Annotated in this window: 16 protein-coding genes; 11 read left to right on the top strand and 5 right to left on the bottom strand. The window is 70.9% G+C overall.

The window, feature by feature from the left end; all coding sequences use genetic code 11:
• Positions 1 to 335: 335 nt before the first annotated feature.
• The 4 genes from Pma05_RS19580 to Pma05_RS19565 all read left to right on the top strand — a co-directional run bounded on the left by Pma05_RS19580 (position 336) and on the right by Pma05_RS19565 (position 3,878).
• Complete coding sequence (locus Pma05_RS19580) at positions 336 to 1,355, top strand: ABC transporter substrate-binding protein (protein WP_203858881.1); 1,020 nt, start codon at positions 336 to 338, stop codon at positions 1,353 to 1,355.
• A gap of 225 nt (positions 1,356 to 1,580) precedes the next feature.
• Positions 1,581 to 2,366, top strand: coding sequence for an ABC transporter permease (locus Pma05_RS19575; RefSeq protein WP_203858880.1), 786 nt, complete (start codon positions 1,581 to 1,583; stop codon positions 2,364 to 2,366).
• Between the two features lie 190 nt (positions 2,367 to 2,556).
• Positions 2,557 to 2,958: a cold-shock protein gene (locus tag Pma05_RS19570; RefSeq protein ID WP_372441507.1), complete on the top strand. Its 402-nt coding sequence runs from the start codon at positions 2,557 to 2,559 to the stop codon at positions 2,956 to 2,958.
• Between the two features lie 44 nt (positions 2,959 to 3,002).
• Positions 3,003 to 3,878 (top strand): metallophosphoesterase family protein, encoded by an 876-nt coding sequence (locus Pma05_RS19565; RefSeq protein WP_203858878.1) that lies wholly within the window; start codon positions 3,003 to 3,005, stop codon positions 3,876 to 3,878.
• Between the two features lie 109 nt (positions 3,879 to 3,987).
• Here the strand turns inward: Pma05_RS19565 and Pma05_RS19560 are convergent, their stop codons facing one another.
• On the bottom strand, positions 3,988 to 4,854 hold the full coding sequence (locus Pma05_RS19560; RefSeq protein ID WP_203858877.1) for a class I SAM-dependent methyltransferase: 867 nt from the start codon (positions 4,852 to 4,854) through the stop codon (positions 3,988 to 3,990).
• A gap of 61 nt (positions 4,855 to 4,915) precedes the next feature.
• Here Pma05_RS19560 and Pma05_RS19555 point away from each other — a divergent pair, with 61 nt between their 5' ends.
• The 5 genes from Pma05_RS19555 to Pma05_RS19535 all read left to right on the top strand — a co-directional run bounded on the left by Pma05_RS19555 (position 4,916) and on the right by Pma05_RS19535 (position 9,503).
• Positions 4,916 to 5,464, top strand: coding sequence for a hemerythrin domain-containing protein (locus Pma05_RS19555; RefSeq protein WP_239312675.1), 549 nt, complete (start codon positions 4,916 to 4,918; stop codon positions 5,462 to 5,464).
• 58 nt (positions 5,465 to 5,522) lie between these two features.
• Positions 5,523 to 6,905, top strand: a complete 1,383-nt coding sequence (locus Pma05_RS19550; protein ID WP_203858876.1) for a sensor histidine kinase — start codon at positions 5,523 to 5,525, stop codon at positions 6,903 to 6,905.
• Complete coding sequence (locus tag Pma05_RS19545; protein ID WP_203858875.1) at positions 6,902 to 7,561, top strand: response regulator; 660 nt, start codon at positions 6,902 to 6,904, stop codon at positions 7,559 to 7,561. Before Pma05_RS19550 ends, Pma05_RS19545 begins: the two co-directional genes overlap by 4 nt.
• 87 nt (positions 7,562 to 7,648) lie before the next feature.
• Positions 7,649 to 8,191, top strand: a complete 543-nt coding sequence (locus Pma05_RS19540) for a SigE family RNA polymerase sigma factor (protein WP_203858874.1) — start codon at positions 7,649 to 7,651, stop codon at positions 8,189 to 8,191.
• A gap of 25 nt (positions 8,192 to 8,216) precedes the next feature.
• Positions 8,217 to 9,503, top strand: coding sequence for a sialidase family protein (locus Pma05_RS19535; protein WP_203858873.1), 1,287 nt, complete (start codon positions 8,217 to 8,219; stop codon positions 9,501 to 9,503).
• Positions 9,504 to 9,956: 453 nt separating this feature from the next.
• On the opposite strand, the gene Pma05_RS19530 is transcribed toward Pma05_RS19535, so the two are convergent.
• Positions 9,957 to 10,697, bottom strand: coding sequence for a peptidylprolyl isomerase (locus Pma05_RS19530; RefSeq protein WP_203858872.1), 741 nt, complete (start codon positions 10,695 to 10,697; stop codon positions 9,957 to 9,959).
• Positions 10,698 to 10,897: 200 nt separating this feature from the next.
• On the opposite strand from Pma05_RS19530, the gene Pma05_RS19525 reads away from it, so the two are divergent.
• Positions 10,898 to 11,674 carry an N-acetyltransferase gene (locus Pma05_RS19525; protein WP_239312673.1) on the top strand — a complete coding sequence of 259 codons (777 nt, stop codon included), beginning with the start codon at positions 10,898 to 10,900 and terminating at the stop codon, positions 11,672 to 11,674.
• Here Pma05_RS19525 and Pma05_RS19520 read toward each other — a convergent pair.
• From Pma05_RS19520 to Pma05_RS19510, 3 genes are all read right to left on the bottom strand, one after another.
• Positions 11,652 to 11,840 (bottom strand): DUF397 domain-containing protein, encoded by a 189-nt coding sequence (locus tag Pma05_RS19520; RefSeq protein WP_239312715.1) that lies wholly within the window; start codon positions 11,838 to 11,840, stop codon positions 11,652 to 11,654. The two genes, Pma05_RS19525 and Pma05_RS19520, sit on opposite strands and share 23 nt — an antisense overlap.
• A 53-nt stretch (positions 11,841 to 11,893) precedes the next feature.
• Complete coding sequence (locus Pma05_RS19515) at positions 11,894 to 12,697, bottom strand: helix-turn-helix domain-containing protein (RefSeq protein ID WP_239312671.1); 804 nt, start codon at positions 12,695 to 12,697, stop codon at positions 11,894 to 11,896.
• A gap of 845 nt (positions 12,698 to 13,542) precedes the next feature.
• Entirely contained in the window at positions 13,543 to 14,004 is a 462-nt protein-coding gene (locus Pma05_RS19510) for a tetratricopeptide repeat protein (protein WP_203858870.1), read from the bottom strand.
• A gap of 200 nt (positions 14,005 to 14,204) precedes the next feature.
• Here Pma05_RS19510 and Pma05_RS19505 point away from each other — a divergent pair, with 200 nt between their 5' ends.
• A complete protein-coding gene (locus tag Pma05_RS19505) occupies positions 14,205 to 14,924 on the top strand; it encodes a class I SAM-dependent methyltransferase (protein WP_203858869.1) in 720 nt (239 codons plus the stop codon).
• Positions 14,925 to 15,022: the final 98 nt, after the last annotated feature.

The raw sequence follows: 15,022 nt of genomic DNA, 5'->3' as shown, positions 1-15,022 counted from the left end.
GGTCCCGAAAACCCGACAACTCCCAGCTCAGTACGGCTGACGGCAACATTGTCTCCTGAATTATCAACAATATTGCGGACAGGTTGTCTGCTGTCGATGCCGAATGTCAATCACCCTGAGCTGCGGATATTCTCCTGGCCGGAAACGATCATGCGGCTGCTTGCCAGAATCTTGACCGGATCTTGTCGATGACATTTCGGACAAGACTCCTTTACGATTCTCGACCGAACGAGGGCCGGCGGGCCGGACACGTGCCGAGGGGTCGCGGCGCAGCTGTTCGGGCACGAGGCGTCGATTGCCCGCCCTCGGGTCCATTCCACAAGCGGGAGGCACACATGATCAGACGTTCTCGCCTGCTCGCCGCGGCGTTACTGGCGGCGGCGCTGGCGGTCACGAGCGGGTGCAGCGGCGACTCCGGGTCGGACGCCGAAGCGTCCAAGAAGGACCCGGACAAGGTCGCGTACATCACCGCCTTCGGGGCGGTCGGCCGGGACTCGTTCGTCTGGGTGGCGAAGGAGAAGGGCTACTTCGCCGAGGCCGGCATTGAGGTGGACATCCAGAAGGGCGCGGGCAACGTCCCGAACCTGACGGCGCTGAAGTCCAACAAGGTGCAGTTCGCCGCGCTCGACTTCACCGGTGCGGTGATCCAGTCCGGAAAGGGCGAGTTCACCGAGTGGCGGGCCATCGCCGCCGTGCACCAGCAGACGCTGGTCGCGGTGATGACCACCAAGGACACCAACATCAGCACCCCGAAGGACCTGGAAGGCAAGACGATGGCGACCGGCGCCGGGTCGGTCACCGAACTGCTCTTCCCGGCGTACGCCCGGCTGGCCGGCATCGACGTCTCGAAGGTGAAGATCCAGGGGGCACAGACCACCGCGCTGAACGGTCTGATGGCGTCCCGGAAGGTCGACGCGCTCGGCACCTTCCTGCTCAGCCGCACGGCCCTGGCGAACGCGTCCAAGAAGGAGGTGGTGGTGCTGCCGTACAGCGACTACCTCCGGGACCTGTTCGGCAACGCGGTCATCACCTCGCCCACCCTGATCGAGAAGAACCCGGAGCTGGTCCGCCGGTTCACCGGTGCGCTGCTCAAGGGCTTGCAGTACACGATCGACCACCCCGAGGAGGCGGCGCAGATCCTCAACAAGGCGGAGCCGAGCTACGCCGTGCCGTCCGGGGTCGGCGAGATCAAGGCGATGACCCCCTACGTGGCACCGGTCGGCGGCGCGCCGATCGGCTTCATGGACGAGCAGCGGGTGATGCGGACCATCGCCGTGATGCAGGGCGCCGGCCTCATCCCGGCCGGGCTGACCCCGGAGAAGGTCGTCGACTTCGGCTTCGTCCCGAAGTCCTGACGGTCGAGGCTTCGTCCCGGAGTCCTGCGGGGCCGAGGGCTTCGGGACGGAGTCCTGAGTGCGCCACTCGGTGACGGACTCGGACCGGGACGGCGGTCGCCTTGGCCGCCGTCCCGGTATCGTCCGCCGTCCCGGTATCGTCCGCACCGTTCCCCGACCGGCACGCCGACCCGGGCCGCCGGCCACCCCCTGCCGTCGCCGCGTCACCCCACCCCGGAGGCCGTGATGACCAGCTCGCCGACCACCCGCGCGGCCCGACTCTGGGCCAACGTCGGGCTGCCCGTCCTCGGTGCCGTGCTGGCGATCGGCCTCTGGTGGCTGATCACCGAACTCTTCGACATCTCGTCGTTCTTCCTGCCGGCGCCGCCGGACGTGGTCGACGCGTTCCGCCGGCTGCCCGGCTATCTGCTCGCGGAGACCTGGGTGACCCTGCTGGAGACGGTGGTCGGGTTCGGCATCGCCGCCAGCGCCGGGCTGCTGATCGCGCTGGTGCTGGCGGCCTCCCGGACGGTCGAGCGGATGACCATGCCGCTGATGGCGGCGGTCAACGCCGTACCGAAGGTGGCGCTCGCGCCGCTGCTGCTGGTCTGGATGGGCTTCGGGCCGGAGCCCAAGATCGTCATGGTGATCCTGGTCTGCTTCTTCCCGATCGTGGTCTCCACGATGGCCGGGCTCACCTCGACCCCGAGCGACCTGCGCGAGTTGGTGCACTCGCTCTCCGCTTCGTGGTGGCAGACCTTCCTCAAGGTACGACTCTCCTGGGCGCTGCCGCAGATCTTCGTCGGGTTGAAGGTGGCGATCTCGCTGGCGATCATCGGCGCGATCATCGGCGAGGTGGTGAACCCCGACCGGGGGCTCGGCTCGGTCATCGTCAACTCCGGAGCCTCCGCCGACACCCCGCTCGCGTTCGCCGCGCTGACCCTGTTGGCGCTGATGGGTGCGCTGCTGTTCTATCTGGTGGTGGCGATCGAGCGGCTCGTCGTACCGTGGGCGCGGGCGATCTCGTCGTAGCCCGTGGGCGCGGGCGATCACGTCGTAGCCGGAGTGTCCGGCCGCGACCGGCCCCGGTGCCTGAGGGCTGCCCGGGGAGCGATCGGCTCGCTACTGTGTGGCCAGGGGCGGCCCGGCCGGTCCGGCAGGCGGTGCCGGGCCGAGGTGGCCCGGCGCGCTGGTGGTCGGTCGGCTGAGGGTGGCGGTGGTTGTGGTGGCGTCCGGAAAGTTGCTCAGGTTCGACGAGGTACGCGGCTACGGCTTCATCGCCCCCGACAGCGGTGGCGAGGACGTCTTCGTGCACGCCAACGACTTCGGCGAGGACAAGCACCTGATCCAGCCGGGGATGCGCCTGGAATACGAGGTCGAGCAGGGGGAGCGGGGGTTGAAGGCGTCCGCGATCCAGATCGTCGACCGGCCGGCGGCCAAGCCGCGTCCGAGCCGGGCGGCCGGCGACGACGAGCTCTGTGACGTACTCTCCGGGGCCGAGTTCAGTGGTGAGGTCACCGAGCTGCTGATCGAGAAGGTACCTTCGCTGACCGGCGCCCAGATCGGCGTGATCCGGCAGCAGTTGGTCGGGCTGGCCCGGTCGCACGGCTGGGTCGAGCCCTGAGCGTGGCCGTCCGGTCCGGCCGGCCGGACCGGTAGGATCGCCCGGTGGCCCCCTCGCGTACCGGCGGCGAACTGCTGGCCGTCAGCGACCTGCACATCGGTTACCCCGAGAACCGGAAACTGGTCGAGGGCTTCGTGCCGGGCTCCGACGAGGACTGGCTGCTGGTGGCCGGTGACGTCGCGGACCGGGTGGAGGACATCTACTGGGCGCTGCGGCTGCTGAAGGAGCGCTTCTCCACCGTGGTGTGGGTGCCCGGCAACCACGAGCTGTGGACGCCCCAGCAGGACACCGTCCAGTTGCGCGGAGTCGCCCGGTACGAGCTGCTGGTCGAGATGTGCCGACGGATCGGGGTGATCACCCCGGAGGATCCGTACCCGGTGTGGAGCGGCGAGGGCGGGCCGGTCACGGTGGTGCCGCTCTTCCTGCTCTACGACTACACGTTCCGGCCGAAGGGTGCGCAGACCAAGGAGGCCGGGCTGGCGATGGCGCACGAGGCCGGGGTCGTCTGCACCGACGAGTACTTCCTGCACCCCGACCCCTATCCGACCCGCGAGGACTGGTGCGCGGCCCGGCTGGCGCTCACCGAACGCCGGCTGGCCGAACTCGCCCCGGGCACCCGGACCGTGCTGGTCAACCACTGGCCGTTGGTCCGCGAGGTCACCGACATCCTGCGCTATCCGGTCTTCGCGCAGTGGTGCGGCACCGTGCACACCGCCGACTGGCACCGCCGCTACCAGGCCGCCGCCGTGGTCTACGGGCACCTGCACATCCCCAGGGTGAACTGGTTCGACGGGGTCCGCTTCGACGAGGTGTCGCTCGGCTATCCGCGCGAGTGGCAGCGCCGGCCCAAGCCGCCGCGCGGCCCCCGGCCGATCCTGCCGGTCGGCCCGCCGGAGCGGGACGCCGACCTGGCCTGGTGAGCCGGGTTCTCCTTGCTGGTGGAGTGCCGGACAGGTTGCGGGTTGTGCGCTGCTCAGGCGGTGCCGGGCGGTTGCGGCTGGGCGCAGCCAGTTGCTGGTGGAGTGCCGGTCAGGCGGTGCCGGGCGGTTGCTCGGCGCGGCGCATCCAGAACGCGCCGGTGGGCAGCCCCCGGAGTTCGGCCGGTAGCACGTCAGGGCGGCACGACCAGAGCCACGAGGTGAAGAGCAGCACCCGCCACGCCGCGTTGTCGGTGAGGAACGCCCGGAGCAGGTAGACCTCGGTCCAGTCCCGGCCCTCCCGGAGCCAGCGCTCCGGATATTCGAACGGCCAGTGGACGTCGTGGATGTGCACGATCACCCCGGGCCGCAGCGTGGGTAGGACGTGCAGCAGCAGCCAGACGACGTCCGAGCCGGCCTTGGCCACGTGCGTCGAGTCGATCAGCAGGATGTCCCCGGAGTCGAGCTTGGCGAAGGCGGACCGGTCGACGTCCTGGACCCGGCGCTGGACCAGGTCGACCCGGTCGCCGGGGCGCAGCCGGGAGCGCAGCCGCTCCGGATGCGGTTCGACGCAGGTGATCCGCAGGTCCGGCAGGTAGCGGTCGGCGACGTCCAGGGCGACCGCGGTGGAGTAGCCGGAGCCGACCTCGATCAGCCGGGCCGGTCGGTGGTGTCGGAGCATCGCGTGCAGCACGGCGGCGTCGGCGCGGCCGTACATGCCGTTGTGGTCGTGCCAGCGGTCGCTGGGGAGTTCCCGCATCAGCGGACCGAGTTCGGCAGCCAGCTTGAGCTGCTCCGGTTCCCGCAGGTCGACGCCGACGGGTGCGAGGTCACGCCAGCCGATCGCGGTGTTCCGGTCGGCCGGCGAGGTGGCCGGCGAGTAGAAGTGCCCCGGTTTCACGTACGGCGGTGTGCTGAGGGCGGCGCTGATCCCCCGGGCACGCCGGACGACCTGCGTCTGGAACTCTCCAACAGCCATGCGGGGAATTCTGTCCTTTATCGCGATACTTTCGCTAGTAGCCCGCAAAATTGGAACTTCCGTGCCTATCGGGCGAAGTGCCGACCTGATCGAGGAGGTCAGACCCACGATGGAGGACATCACCGCGCTGATCCTGGAGGACCACGCCGCCTTCCGCCGGGGATTCGCCAGGCTCGACGACGCCCGGGGCGAGGCGGCCCTCCGGGCGGTCTGGGAGCCGCTGGCACTGCACCTCGACATCCACGCCGAGGCGGAGGAGGCGATCCTCTACCCGTACCTGGTCCGGCACGGGGACGCCGGCGCGGGCGAGGAGACCGACGACGCGATCGGGGACCACAACAAGATCCGGGACGCGATCGCCGAGTCGAAGCGCCACGTACCCGGCACCGACGGCTGGTGGGCGGCGGTCTGGCAGGCCCGGCGGGAGAACACCGCGCACCTGGCCGAGGAGGAGGACGGTGCGCTCGCGGACTTCCGGCGCAACTCCAGCCCCGAACTGCGCGCCGAACTCGGCGCCCGCTGGCTCACCTTCTACGGCGAGCACCCCGGCGGGCGCGACCTGGCATTCCAGGACAAAGACCCGAAGGAGTACGTCCGGGAACACCGCTGACCCGGGTGTCCCGGCAGCGGACCCGTCGCAGCCGAGCATCGCGAGGCAGAATGGCCGGGTGACGCTCCGGGCCGCCCTGGCGCCGCTGACCAGTGGTGCCACCTACCGCCGAGGGGTCTTCCTGCTGCTCGGCGGGGTCCTGCTGCTGCCGTACCTGCTGCTGGTGACCGTCTTCGTCGACCTGCTGCGCGCCGACGACGTACCCCGGCTGGCCGTGCTGCCGCTGGTCGTGGCCGCAGCGGTGATCGCGGCCGTACCGCTGTTCCTGCGCGGCACCCGGGCGCTGGAGATCGCCGCCACCCGTGCCCTGCTCGACGTCGAACTCCCCGAGCCGCCCGCCGACGGCGGGATCGACCGGGAGACCCGGCTGCGCTGCGCCCTCTGGATCGGCATCCACCTGGTCTCCGGCGGCCTGGTCGGGTTCGCCCTGATCGTGGCCCTGCCGATGGCGTTGCTCTTCCTCTTCGCGCAGCTCGGCGTCAGCACCGGAACCCTGCACGACCTCCAGATCGGTCCGCTCTCCGACTGGCACCGGGGCTGGCTCAACCTGGTCGGGGTGGGCCTGCTGGTGCTGCTCGGCTATGCCGTCGCCGGGTTGGGCGCGCTGGCCAGGCTGATGGCTCCGGTACTGCTCGGCCCCTCCCAGACCGAGCGGATCGCCGCGCTCGAGCGGCAGGCCAACCAGCTCGCCGAGCGCAACCGGCTGGCCCGGGAACTGCACGACTCGGTCGGTCACGCGCTCACCGTCGCCACCCTCCAGGCGGCGGCGGCCGGCGAGCTGCTGGAGACCGACCGGGAGTTCGTCCGCCGGGCGCTACGGGCGATCGAGGAGACCGGCCGGGCGGCGATGGCCGACCTGGACCACGTACTCGGGCTGCTCCGGCAGGGCGACGCCGACCGGTCCGGGGACGGCGGCCGGCCCGGAAACAACGGCGGTGCGGGGGGCGGGGACGACGGCCCGGCGGCTCGGGCGCCGCAGCGTACCCTCGACGAGCTGGACCGGCTGGTGGCCGACACCCGGGCGACCGGGCTGGCGGTCAGCGTCGAGCTGGCCGGCGACCTCGGCGCGGTGCCGGCGGTGGTGGCCCGGGAGGGCTACCGGATCGTCCAGGAGGGGCTGACCAACGCGGCCCGGCACGCCGGCCGGCGGCCGGTGACGCTGCGGGTCGCGGCCCGCCCCGACGCCCTGGAGATCGAGCTGGTCAACGCGCTCGGCGAGCCGTCCGGGGCGGTCCGGGGCCGACCCGGTCCGGTGCGCCCGCCGGGGCAGCGGCAGGGCCGGGGGCTGGCCGGCATCCGGGAGCGGGTGGTGCTGCTCGGCGGCCGGGTCAGCGCCGGGCCGGAGGACGGCAACTGGCGGGTCGCGGTGCGGCTGCCGACCACGGTGGCCGAACCGCCGGCCGCAGCGGCGGGGGAGCGGCAGGGAATGGAGCGGATATGACCATCAGCGTGCTGGTCGTCGACGACGAGGAGCTGATCCGGGTCGGCCTGCGGGCCATCGTCGACGCGCAGCCGGACCTGACCGTCGTCGGTGAGGCCGCCGACGGGGCCGAGGTGCCGCCGCTGGTCGCCAAGCTGCGGCCCGACGTGGTGCTGATGGACGTCCGGATGCCGGCCATCGACGGCATCCAGGCCACCCGGCATCTGCTCGCCACCTCGGCCAACCCGCCCCGGATCCTGGTGGTCACCACCTTCGAGAACGACGAGTACGTCTACCAGGCGCTCCGGGCCGGCGCACACGGCTTCCTGCTGAAGCGGGCCCGACCGGCCGAGGTGGTGGACGCGATCCGGGTGGTCGCCAAGGGCGAGTCCCTGCTCTTCCCGGCGGCACTGCGTCGACTCGTGGCGGCGTACGCCCCCGGCCCGGCCGGCGACCGGCTCGGTCGAGCCCGGCTCACCGAGCGGGAGGGGGAGGTGCTGCGGCTGATGGCCACCGGCCTGTCCAACTCCGAGATCGCCACCGAACTGGTGCTCGGCGTCGAGACCGTCAAGACGCACGTCGGCAACGTACTGGCCAAGCTCGGTGCGCGGGACCGGACCCAGGCGGTGATCGCCGCGTACGAGGCGGGGTTCGTGGTGCCGTCGCCGAACGGCTGAAACTTCTCCGCCCCTCCAGCAGATTCTCCGCTCGTCCAGGCAACCCGCGTCGCCTCCGGTGTGCACCTATCCGGTGAGAGGAGCGGGATGCGAAGCGACGACGAGGATCGGCGCCAGTTCAGCGAGTACTTCGCGGCCCGGCGGGACGTGGTGCGGCGGTCGGCGTACCTGATGTGCGGGGACTGGCACTGGGCCGACGACCTGGCCCAGACCGCGTTCATCCGGCTCGCGTCGGCGTGGCATCGGGTACGCGACCCGCAGGCGCTGGACGCGTTCGTGCGTACCTGCCTGGTCCGGTCGTACCTGGCGGAGACCCGCCGGGTGTGGCGGCGGCGTGAACGGGCGGTCGCCGAGCCGCCGGAGCTGGCCGGGCCGGACGACGACGCCGAGAGCGTCACCCGGCGGGTGGTCTTCGCCCGGGCACTCCGGGAGGTGCCGCCCCGGCAGCGGGTGACGCTGATCTGCCGCTTCTACCAGGGACTCGACGTCGCCGAGACGGCCGCCGTGCTGGGTTGCTCGGAGGGCACGGTGAAGAGCCAGACCGCCCGGGGCCTCGCCACGCTGCGCCGGGCGCTCGGCGACGCCGTACCGGCGGAGGGGCTGGTTCTGGTGACGGAGGGAAAGACATGACCGAGCGGACCGAGGAGACGACGAGATGACCGAGTTGCGCGAACTCTTCGAGGACGCGACCGAGGCGCCGCCACCGACCCGGTTGCTCGCCGACCAGGTGTACGCGGCGGGCCGGCGGCGCCGTCGACGCCGAGCCGCCGCGATGGCCGGCACCGCGTTCGCGGTCACCGCCTGCGCGGTCGCCACCGCGGCGGTGGTGGCGATGCCCGGCACCGGTTCGGGCCCGGCGCCGGTCGACGACCAGGTGGCGAGCGCAGCGCCCACCGGCGCACCGGGAGTGTTGCCGCATCCGGGGCGGATCCAGTGGATGCGGGCCGCCGACTCCCGGCACCTCTACCTGGCGCTGTCGACCTGCTCGGGCGGGCCCTGCAAGACTATCTGGCAACTGGTCGGCTCGGACGACGGCGGCCGGACCTGGACCGAGCGCGGCACCCCGGCCCAGTACGCCAACGCGCTGGTGCTCGGCCCCGACCTGCTGCTCGTCGACCGGACGACGGAGCCGCTGGGGGGCCGACCGTCGACGCTGGTGGCGAGCCGGGACGGTGGGCGGAGCTGGCAGGCGACCGGTACCGCCCCGGCGGTGCCGGCGGTGGCACCCGGCAGCTTCGCCGTCTGCCGGCCCGACCCGGAGACCGAATCCGGCGGTACGTCGATCCCCGGCGTCGAGCCGTGCCAGGTGTACGCCTTCGACCCGGTCACGAACCGGGTCTCGCCGCTGACCGAGCAGCCCGCGCAGATCCTCGGCGACCGCCAGGCGATCGTGGAGTCGGACGGTCGGCTCTGGGCGCCGGGCTACGACCGGGAGTCCGCCCGGCCGGCGATCGCGACGAGTGTGGACGGTGGCCGGAGCTGGTCCAGCCACACCTTCGCGGAGATGGCGGTCTGTGGGGCGTACGAGTGTCCACAGGTGCAGATCTCGATCGGTCCGGGCGGGGTCGACTACGCGGTCGTCACCGACACGCGGGGTCGAGCCGTCTACCGGCACACGGTGGCCGAGGGCTGGCAGCGGCGGCCCGGCGCGGACCAGGTCCCGTACGAGCCGTCCAACCCGGGATCGTTCGTCACCCCGGACGGCAGCCACGTCGTCTACCAGGCGAGCACGGGTCCGCGCGGCCCGGGCAGCGGCGAGTACCGGTTCTGGGCCGCCCGGCGGGGCGGGGCGAGCTACCAGCAGGTCGAGCTGCGTGGCCTGCCCCCGATGTTCAGCCCGGTGCTCCGGGCCCGGGACGGCTGGCTCTACGCCCGGGGCGACGGCGACGTCAGCTACGGCTCGGCCGACGGCTGGACCTGGGTACCGCTGAACCGCCGCTGAACCGTCGTCGAAGCGGTGCCGAGCCGGCACTGAGCTGGTGCCGAGCTGGTACTGAGCTGGTGCCGAGCTGGTACTGAGCTGGTGCTGAATCGGCGCTGAACAGCGGATTCAAGGTTCTTACAGGCAATGCGCTAGGCCGCTGGGGCACGCTCGGGGACGTATGGCCGGTCGGGGCACAACGGTGTGCGGCGGGGAGTCCGGTCGGATCAGAGGAAGTCGAGAGATGACGGCACCCTGCGCTCGGCCGACGGTCGGGTGCCGGAGTACCGCCGACCAGCAGCGGCGGTCTCTGGAGCGCGAGGACTGACGGGGGACGGACGCGTCACCCCCGTCTTCCTGGGCGCGAACGGGGCGGTACGTCCGTCAGGCACCGGCCCGCCCTCCGTTGTTGCAGGCAGCGGAGGGCGGGCCGGTGTGTCGGTTCACGCCGATGTGTCAGCTCACGCCGGTGTGTCAGTTCACGGAGACGGTCTCGATGGTGATGCCGACCTTCGGCACGCCTCCGCCGGCCGCGATGGAGTTGTCGTGGCCACCGGCGGCCACCCGGTCCACCACGTCGAGGCCGGTGCCGACCGTGCCGAACGGGGTGTAGAGCGGCTGGAGCCCGCTCGAACTCTCCTGGAAGATGATGAAGAACTGGCTACCGTTGGTGCCCGGCTCCCCGGTGTTCGCCATCGCCACCACGCCGCGCTCGTACCGCGCGCCGGTCAGGTTCTCGTCGGCGAACTTGTAATCCGGTCCGCCCATCCCCGTGCCGCTCGGGTCGCCGCACTGGAGTACGAAGATCCCCTCGGTGACGAGCCGGTGGCAGCGGCTGCCGTCGAAGAACTTCCGCTCGGCGAGATGCTGGAAACTCGCCACCGTGCACGGGGTGCGGGCCCGGTCCATGGCGATCGAGATCCGGCCGAGGTTGGTGCTCAGTCGCATCGTGGCAATGCCGGTCTGCGGCGCCCCGTCGAAGTCGGGCAGCCCGACCACCTTGGTCCCGGCGTGTGCCGGGGTGGTGCTGCCCGCGCACCGCGCCGACGCGGTGCGCGACCCCGAACCCGGCTCCGAGCCTGGCGGAGTCTCCGTGCCCGCACTGCTCGCCGAGCCGCTGTCGTTGCCGAGCCGCATGTAGTAGACCACCAGGCCGACGCAGCCGAACCCGAGGCAGAGCACGACCGCCACCGCCGCGGCCACCAGCCCGATCATCAGCGGGCGCCGGCTCCGCGCCGGCTGCGCTCCCGTCTGGTACGGCGGAGCGGGCGGAACGGGACCAGGCGGAACGGGACCGTGCGGCGGGGGTTCGGGATGCGGCTGACTCACCGGGTCAGCCTACCGAGAGTGCTCGATGAGCACCCGATCGGCAATTGCGTGGCTCGAAGTGCCTGGTCCTGGCAGTATGCCCGGTCGTGACAGACCTCGACGGCATCCAGATCACCACGCTCGCCGAGCGCCCCGAGTTGGCGGCCCGGATCTACGAGATCAGCGATACCTGGCCGGTCTTCGCCGGCGAGGACCTGATGGCGAGCGCGCTGCACCTGCGGGTGCCCGGCGAGTTCCCCGAGTACTGCGTCGTGGCGACGGACGGCGATCGGGTCGTCGCGCGCGGGTTCGCCGTACCGTTCAACGCCGTACTGAAGGGTCGGGAGGAGATGCCGGCGCAGGGCTGGGACGTGGTACTGGTGTGGGCGTTCAACGACCGGAGGCGCGGGAACGTGCCGACCGTCGCCAGCGCACTGGAGATCACGATCGACGTCGACTACCTCGGCCGGGGACTGTCGCACCACATGGTGGCCGCCCTGCGGCAGGCGGCCGGACGGCAGGGCCACGACGTGCTGTTGGCTCCGGTACGCCCGACGGCCAAGCACCGGCAACCGCACCTGCCGATGAGCGAGTACGTCCGGCAGCGGCGCGACGACGGACTGCCGACCGACCCGTGGCTGCGGGTGCACGTCAGGGCGGGCGGCACCATCGAGAAGATCGCCCCGGCCTCGATGACGGTGACCGGGTCACTGGCCCAGTGGCGGGAGTGGACCGGCCTACCCTTCGACCGCGACGGCGACATCGAGATCCCCGGCGGCCTGGTCCCGGTACGCTGCGCCCTCGCCCACGACTACGCCGTCTACGTCGAACCCAACGTCTGGGTACGACACCGCACGCGTCCTACCGCCGACGCAGGTCGCTGACGAAGGCCCGCCAGGCACCCGGCCCGAACGTCAACGCCGGCCCACCCGGGTCCTTGCTGTCCCGCACCGCGACGATCCCGGTCGGGTTGTCGGCGACCTCCACGCAGTCGCCGCCGGTGCTGTTGCTCCGGCTGCTCTTGCGCCACAGGTTGTCGGCGACCTCCACGCAGTTGCCGCCGGTGCTGTTGCTCCGGTTGCTCTTGTACCACCGGGCTCCGGTCAGGTCCATGTCTCCGCCACCTCCGCGATCAGGTCGAGCGACTGCTGGTGCGGCAGTGCCACGCTCCGGACGGTTTCCCAGACATCGATCATATAGTTCACGTAGTCCGGCCGGTCGTCCATCTGACCGTGGCGGTGACCGTCGAAGTAGACGACCGGCTCGCCGGCCAGCGGAGTGGCGAGCACGAACGGACCGTCCAGCCCGGCATAGGAGCCGGCTGAGGCTGGCACCACATGGATCCTCACCTGCGGCACGTTGGTGCCGGTCTTGACCAGATGCAGCAACTGCTCGCGCATCACCGCCCGATCGCCGATCTGGCGACGAAGCACGTATTCGTCGAGCACGAAGGTGAGCAGTGGCGGCTTTGCCCGGGACAGGATCTCCTGCCGGTCCAGCCGGGCCGTCACCTGCTCCTCGATCTCCTCGGCGGAGAGCAGCCCTGGCCCGGAGAGAACCGCCCGGGCATACCCCTCCGTCTGCAACAACCCTGGGACGTAGGCCGGCTGGAATGACCGCAGCGCCTTCGCTTCCTGCTCGACGCCGGCCCACTCCCGGAAGTACTGGACGACGATTTCTCGGCTGATCCGCTTCTGAATGCGTACGAAGCGGCCGTCGGTGTTGAAGACGGTGTCGCAGCGGCGGGCGAAGTCGAGGCTCGGCCGGCGTTCGCAGCTCTCCACCTTGGCCACCATCGGCTGGGAGTAGTTGATCGCCTCGGCCAGTGCCGTCTGGGACATGTTGGCGGCGGCGCGGGCGAGCCGCAACTCCTCGGCGAAGTGTTCGAGCATCGGGGATTTCTCCATATGACTCCTCCATGACGAAGGGCGTACCTGGCGGGATAAACGCGGATACGCACGGGTCGTACCGATCGAGAAGCTCCTCAGCGTAGTGCCATCCACAGCAGAGTGTCACTAGCGGAACCGCTCGGAGCCATGGCATCGGAAAGGACGGGCGGGACCGCGCGGGGGCCGTCGGTTTCCCTTCCCCACCCGAGGCGGCCCCCGCTTCCACAATCCGAGGAGGCGCCGGGCGTGAGCTGGTTTCGACGTACGCCGAGAATTCACCGCCGGGACTGGCGACGGCTCTGGCGATATTGTCGGTGCGGGCACCGATGGGGTTGCCTCGGCATGCTCCCGCCGCCGATGCCTGCGTTGCCTCCTCCTCCTCCTCCACCACCACCACCGCTGCCGCCCTCGCCGAGGCCATCGGTGCGCGGGCGGGTACGGCCGGCGAACCGGGGCCACCTGCATGCCTGGAACGTCCCGACGGAGCTGCGTCGTGACCGGGTCCGTTGACGAGCCGACCAGGGGTGGGCGACCGGACAACGCTGATGGTGTCCGGCCGGGACGGGCGCATCTGCCGCAACGGCCGATATGGCTGTGCCGGGCCTGTGGGGCCGCGTGGCCGTGCCCGGCCGCGCGCTCGGTGCTGCCGCGCGACCACCTCCGGGACCCGGCCGCCCTGACGACATGGCTGGCCGAGGCGTTCGCGGCGGCGATGCGGGACCTCTACCTGCTCAATCCCGACCCGGGACCGGACCCGGCCCGGATGTACGCCCGGTTCCTGGGCTGGGTGACCCCACGCCTGGACATCATCCGGCGGCGAGAGGCGTCCGGCTCACCCGGGCGGTCCCTTCGGCAGCGCGCGCCTATTCGGAACTCAACTGCTCCGCCAGCCGATCCAGACCGCCCTTGATCAGCTTTCCGTAATCGTCATCGCCAAGCGCGCCGATCCCCGCCCGCGCACGCTCAAGGCACTCGCGGGCACGGTCGAGATCGCCGAGCTTGCGGTAGCACTCACCGAGGTTGAGGTGCAACGACGGATACAGACCGGCCACCGGCATCGCCACCCCGGCCTGGGCAACCCGGTCGTCGGTGAGCAGGTCGGCCGCCGCCAGCGCTCGCTGATCCCAGAGCAACTCCTGGTGTACGTCGTCCTGCACGTCGGCCATCGCGTGCGCCAGGACGCAGACGTGCAAAGGATCGCCTTGCTCCCCGCCGATCTCGTCCCAGATCTGGGCGAACAAGTCACGAGCAGCCGCAGGCTGGCCCTGATGATGATGCAACTGCACCCCTTGGTTGATCCGGGCGAGCGTTGCATCGGTGATCATCGGCTGCTCCTGGACGGCTCATCTCACGACGACGGCACGCATCGTACTTTGCCCCGAAACCATCGGCAGAACAGCTCGCGGCCCTGTTCGACAGTGGGTGAACAACCACATCTCCAGGCTGGCCAGGCCGTCCGCGAGCCGGTTAGCTGGGGATGCGAGCCGCTAACCAGGGAATACGTGAGCCGCTAACCAGGGAATACGTGGGAGGAAACGCCACCGTGCCACCGCCGCCCGAGGAGGTCATCGCCGGCCAGGCCGTCTACAACCGGTTCATGCTCGCCGGCTACGACGTGCTCGTGCTCGGCTTCCACTGCCGACTCGTCTGGCGGTGCGCCAAGCGGCACATGCTGGACAACTACCAGCGCAACATCGGCGCCCGGCACGCCGAGTTCGGCACCGGTACGGCGTACTTCCTGGACCGGTGCGGCTTCCCGACCGCGACGCCGGAACTGACCCTGGTCGACCTGAACCCGACCGTGCTGCGGGTCAGCGCCGCCCGGGCGGCCCGCTATCACCCCACCGTGGTGCAGGCGGACGTGCTCCAGCCACTTCCCTTCGACGGCGGCAGGCTCCAGGCCGGTCACCACGACTCGGTCGGGGCGAACTTCCTGCTGCACTGCCTGCCCGGCACCTGGGCGGAGAAGGGCGTCGTCTTCGACAACGCGGCGGTGGCGCTCCGCCCCGGCGGGCGGATCTTCGGCAGCACGATCCTCTCCTCCGGAGTGCGGGTCAACGCTCCGGCTCGACGGCTGATGAAGGTCTACAACGCGCGGGGAATCTTCCACAACACCGACGACGACCTGGCCGGGCTGCGCTGGCAACTCGACCAGCGTTTCACCGACATCCAACTCGCCGTACGCGGCTGCGTCGCCCTCTTCGAAGCCACCAAACCAGCGCCGACGGAGAATCAGGCCGGCTGACTCGGCCGACTGACCGCCGGAGCTGGTCACGGATGTCGCCGCCCTTGTACTAGCGTCAGGGTTGTGACAGGTCGTGTTTCGCCGTACGAGCCCCTGAC

The sequence above is a fragment of the Plantactinospora mayteni genome (genome assembly GCF_016862935.1).
Lineage (GTDB): Bacteria > Actinomycetota > Actinomycetes > Mycobacteriales > Micromonosporaceae > Plantactinospora > Plantactinospora mayteni.
The sequence above is the reverse complement of the archived record's forward strand: the minus strand, read 5'-3'. Positions and strand labels throughout refer to the sequence as shown.

Excerpts from the sequence above, each read along its gene's own strand:
- Pma05_RS19580 (WP_203858881.1), top strand. The coding sequence starts at position 336 with ATGATCAGACGTTCTCGCCTGCTCGCCGCGGCGTTACTGGCGGCGGCG.
- Pma05_RS19575 (WP_203858880.1), top strand. The coding sequence starts at position 1,581 with ATGACCAGCTCGCCGACCACCCGCGCGGCCCGACTCTGGGCCAACGTC.
- Pma05_RS19560 (WP_203858877.1), bottom strand. The coding sequence starts at position 4,854 with ATGGCTGTTGGAGAGTTCCAGACGCAGGTCGTCCGGCGTGCCCGGGGG.
- Pma05_RS19545 (WP_203858875.1), top strand. The coding sequence starts at position 6,902 with ATGACCATCAGCGTGCTGGTCGTCGACGACGAGGAGCTGATCCGGGTC.
- Pma05_RS19540 (WP_203858874.1), top strand. The coding sequence starts at position 7,649 with ATGCGAAGCGACGACGAGGATCGGCGCCAGTTCAGCGAGTACTTCGCG.
- Pma05_RS19535 (WP_203858873.1), top strand. The coding sequence starts at position 8,217 with ATGACCGAGTTGCGCGAACTCTTCGAGGACGCGACCGAGGCGCCGCCA.
- Pma05_RS19530 (WP_203858872.1), bottom strand. The coding sequence starts at position 10,697 with ATGATCGGGCTGGTGGCCGCGGCGGTGGCGGTCGTGCTCTGCCTCGGG.
- Pma05_RS19515 (WP_239312671.1), bottom strand. The coding sequence starts at position 12,697 with ATGGAGAAATCCCCGATGCTCGAACACTTCGCCGAGGAGTTGCGGCTC.
- Pma05_RS19510 (WP_203858870.1), bottom strand. The coding sequence starts at position 14,004 with ATGATCACCGATGCAACGCTCGCCCGGATCAACCAAGGGGTGCAGTTG.